Origin of the sequence: Phenylobacterium sp. (genome assembly GCF_044236515.1) — a bacterium.
Lineage (GTDB): Bacteria > Pseudomonadota > Alphaproteobacteria > Caulobacterales > Caulobacteraceae > Phenylobacterium.
Genome location: NZ_JBIIGK010000226.1, coordinates 1 through 3,608, shown reverse-complemented (window position 1 = coordinate 3,608; position 3,608 = coordinate 1). Strand labels below are relative to the sequence as shown.

The 3,608-nt window shown below is 70.2% G+C and carries 6 protein-coding genes; 2 read left to right on the top strand and 4 right to left on the bottom strand.

The window, feature by feature from the left end; genetic code table 11:
• Window positions 1-203 (bottom strand): Rrf2 family transcriptional regulator (locus ACILRF_RS15410; RefSeq protein WP_395674446.1); only part of this gene is annotated, 203 nt, incomplete at its 3' end.
• Window positions 204-359: 156 nt separating this feature from the next.
• Here ACILRF_RS15410 and ACILRF_RS15405 point away from each other — a divergent pair.
• Window positions 360-1,010 (top strand): alpha/beta hydrolase, encoded by a 651-nt coding sequence (locus ACILRF_RS15405; RefSeq protein ID WP_395674444.1) that lies wholly within the window; start codon window positions 360-362, stop codon window positions 1,008-1,010.
• 5 nt (window positions 1,011-1,015) lie between these two features.
• Entirely contained in the window at window positions 1,016-1,393 is a 378-nt protein-coding gene (locus ACILRF_RS15400) for a YybH family protein (RefSeq protein WP_395674442.1), read from the top strand.
• Here the strand turns inward: ACILRF_RS15400 and ACILRF_RS15395 are convergent.
• The 3 genes from ACILRF_RS15395 to ACILRF_RS15385 all read right to left on the bottom strand — a co-directional run.
• The gene (locus ACILRF_RS15395; protein WP_395674440.1) at window positions 1,377-2,144 is read right to left on the bottom strand and encodes a pseudouridine synthase; all 768 of its coding nucleotides are present in this window, start codon (window positions 2,142-2,144) and stop codon (window positions 1,377-1,379) included. The genes ACILRF_RS15400 and ACILRF_RS15395 overlap by 17 nt on opposite strands.
• The gene (locus ACILRF_RS15390) at window positions 2,144-3,184 is read right to left on the bottom strand and encodes a lysine-2,3-aminomutase-like protein (RefSeq protein ID WP_395674438.1); all 1,041 of its coding nucleotides are present in this window, start codon (window positions 3,182-3,184) and stop codon (window positions 2,144-2,146) included. Before ACILRF_RS15390 ends, ACILRF_RS15395 begins: the two co-directional genes overlap by 1 nt.
• Before the next feature lie 123 nt (window positions 3,185-3,307).
• Window positions 3,308-3,608 (bottom strand): amino acid--tRNA ligase-related protein (locus tag ACILRF_RS15385; protein ID WP_395674436.1); only part of this gene is annotated, 301 nt, incomplete at its 5' end.

The following is a 3,608-nucleotide window of genomic DNA, read 5'->3' as shown; positions in this document are numbered from 1 at the left end:
CGATAGCCGCCGCCGGGCCCGCGGGCGCTGCGCACCAGGCCCTTGCGGCGCAGGCGGGCGAACAGCTGTTCGAGGTACGAAAGCGAGATTTCCTGGCGCTCGGCGATATCGGCCAGGGCCACGGCGCGACCGGCTTCACCTTCGCGGCGCGCGAGGTCGGCCATCGCCATTACGGCATAGCGACCTTTGGTGGAGAGGCGCATGGCTTTGACCCCGTGCAGTTTTCGCGCGCATCCCGGCTCGCCTGTGCTACAAGCCGCCGCCTTGCGCGCGGGCTCGTGCCCGGTTCGGCCGGTTGGGCGGGACTTAGGAAGACCCAGCGCAGCAGTCAAGTATTCTGGACCGGGAAGAGGATTTCGATGCCAGAGGTGGTTCTGACCGGCGCGGCCGGGCGGATCGAAGGCCGCTACACCCAGGGCAAGAGCGAGACGGCTCCCGTCGCCCTGATCCTGCACCCGCACCCCAAGGCGGGCGGCCAGATGAACAACCCGGTGACGGTCCAGCTCTTCCACCTGTTCATGAAGCGCGGCTTCTCGGTGCTGCGCTTCAACTTCCGCGGCGTCGGCCGGAGCCAGGGCGAATTCGACAGCGGCATCGGCGAGCTCGCCGACGCGGCGACGGCGCTGGACTGGCTGCAGTCCACGAACCCGGCCGCCTCGCAGTGCTGGGTCGCCGGCTATTCGTTCGGCGCCTGGGTCGGCATGCAGCTGCTGATGCGTCGCCCGGAGACCGACGGCTTCATCTCGGTGTCGCCGCCGACCAACGCCTACGACTTCTCGTTCCTGGCCCCCTGCCCGGCCTCCGGCCTGATCCTGCACGGCGGCGCGGACACCGTGGTGCCGCCGGTCGAGGTCGAGCGCGTGGTCTCCAAGCTGCGCACCCAGAAGGGCATCGTCATCGACTACGACGTGGTCGAGGGCTCCAGCCACTTCTGGGTCGAAAGCCTGCCTGAGGTCGAGACGCGCGTCGGAGCCTACCTAGACAAGCGCCTGGCGGCGGAGCCGGCCTGACGGCTGTGACGACGCCCGGCGACGCCATCCGCGCACGCCGGCGGCTGACCAACAAGCTTATAGCGGCTCACGAGGCGGCGCGGCTACGGCCGTTCTTCGTCCACGACGCGCGGCTGATCGCCGGCGACGGCGCGCTGATCCTCGGCGCCGACCAGATCGTCCGGGCCTTCGCCGCCCAGTTCGCCGATCCCGACTTCACGACCTACGTGCGCACGCCGGACGAGGTGGAGGTGGACGCGGCCGGCGACCGGGCGTCCGAAACCGGCCGATGGGTGGCGCACTGGAAGAGCGGCGAGATGAGCGGCCGCTATATGGCCAGCTGGCGGCGGGTGACGGGCCAATGGGTGATCGAGAGCGAGCTCTACGTCACCCTTTCGGAGTAGACGCCGCGATGAGCGTCTCGCGCTCCGCCGCCGTCAGCACCCGCCAGCGACCCTCCTCGAGGTCGCCGAGGTGCAGGGGGCCGATGCGGATGCGGACGAGGTCCATGACATGCATGCCGACCAGCTCGCACATCCGGCGGATCTGGCGGTTGCGGCCTTCCTTGAGGATGAAGCGGAGCTGCTGCCCCTCGACGACGCTGACCTTGGCCGGCTTCAGCTCGCGGCCGTCCATCTTGAGGCCGTGGCACAGCAGACGGATCTTGTCCGGCGTGATCTTGCCGGTGACGCGGACCAGGTACTCTTTGTCGAGGTCGGACTCGGGGCCGATGATCGCCTTGGCGAGCACCCCGTCTTCCGAGAGGATCAGCAGGCCCCGGCTGTCCATGTCGAGGCGGCCGAGAGGCGCCAGGCGAGTGTCGCGGTCGGGGATTTCCGGCGCCTCGCCGACGAGCGCCTTGGCGGTCAACAGGCGGACGGCGGGCGTCTGGCCGGCCTCCGGCTGGGCGGAGACGACGCCCATCGGCTTGTGCAGCACCACGCTCATCGGACCCGAGCCGCCGGCGTCCGCCAGGGTCAGGGTCTGGCCCGGCAGGATCTTGCGGCCGGCGTCGGTCACCACCTCGCCATCGATGGAGACGAGACCCTGAGCGATCAGGCCCTCGGCCTCCCGGCGCGAGCAGACGCCGCTCTGGCCCAGCCACTTGTTGATCCGCTGTGGCTCGGCCTCGTCGTAGCGGCGCGTCCAGGCCATCAGGCGTCCCTCGGCGGATAGGTGTGGCGGGCGCCGGTCGGGTCCTCGACCTCGTCGTCACCGAGATAGGTCGGGCCCACCGGAACCTTGCCGTGGCCGCCCGGGATGTCGAGGACATAGGTCGGCTGGCAAAGGCCCGACACCCGGCCCCGCAGGTCGCGCATCAGCGCCTGGCCTTCGGCGAGGCTGGTCCGCAGGTGGGAGGTGCCGGGGGCGAGGTCGCCGTGATGCAGGTAGTACGGCTTCACCCGCGCCTCGACGAGGGCCCGCATCAGCGCTTCCAGGCTCTCCGGATCGTCATTCACGCCCCTCAGCAGCACCGTCTGGCCGAGCATGGGCGTGCCAGCGTCCACCAGCCGCGCGCAGGCGGCGCGGGCGGCGTCCGTCAGTTCGCGGGCATGGTTGGCGTGCAGGGCGACGTAGACCGCCTTGCCCGGGCATTTCAGGGCCGCGACCAGTTCATCGGTGACGGTTTCGGGTTCGACCACCGGCACCCGGGTATGGAAGCGGACGACCTTGACGTGGGGCACGGCCGCCAGACGGGACATCAGGTCGGACAGGCGGCGCGGCGACAGGACGAAGGGATCGCCGCCGGTGACGATCACCTCCCAGATTTTTGGCCGCTCGGCGACATAGGCCAGGGCGGCGTCCAGCGCCTCCGGCGACAGCGGGCGCAATCCCTCCGGACCGACCATCTCGCGGCGGAAGCAGAACCGGCAATAGACCGCGCAGTTGTGGTTCACCTTCAGCAGCACCCGGTCCGGATAGCGGTGGACGATGCCCTCGACCGGGCTGTGGGCGTCGTCGCCGATCGGATCGGCGCTCTCCTCCGGGCGCAGGTCGAGTTCGGCTTCGGACGGTACGAACTGGCGGGCGATCGGGTCGTCGGGGTCGGCGGCGTCGATCAGATCGGCCATCGCCGGCGTGACGGCGACGGCGTAGCGCGCGGCCACGCGTTCCAGCCCCGGCAGTCGCTCGCGCGCGACGAGGCCTGCGTCGGTGAGGTCGGTCAGGCGGCGAAGGGTGCGCGGGGCGGTCACGGGCCGGATATGGCCGATGGGGGCGGCCCCAGCAAGTTGCTCCCCCAGCGTAGGTCTTCGAGGCGCGGCCATGACGAGGGAATCGGCAGGCGAAGTCTTCTCCGCCGCCCTGCGGGGGAATGACTACTCCGGAACCGGCGTCCAGACGACCTGCTCGATGTGCTGCGCGCCGGTCGCCAGCATCACCAGGCGGTCGAAGCCGAGGGCGCCGCCGCTCGCCGCCGGCATGATCTCGAGCGCGGCCAGGAAGTCCTCGTCGATGGGATAGGCCTCGCCATAGATCCGGGCCTTCTCGGCCATCTCGGCCTCGAAACGGACGCGCTGTTCAACGGGATCGGTCAGTTCGCCGAAGCAATTGGCGAGTTCGACGCCGCAGGCATAGAGCTCGAAGCGTTCGGCGACGCGTGGGTCGTGCGGCGCAGGC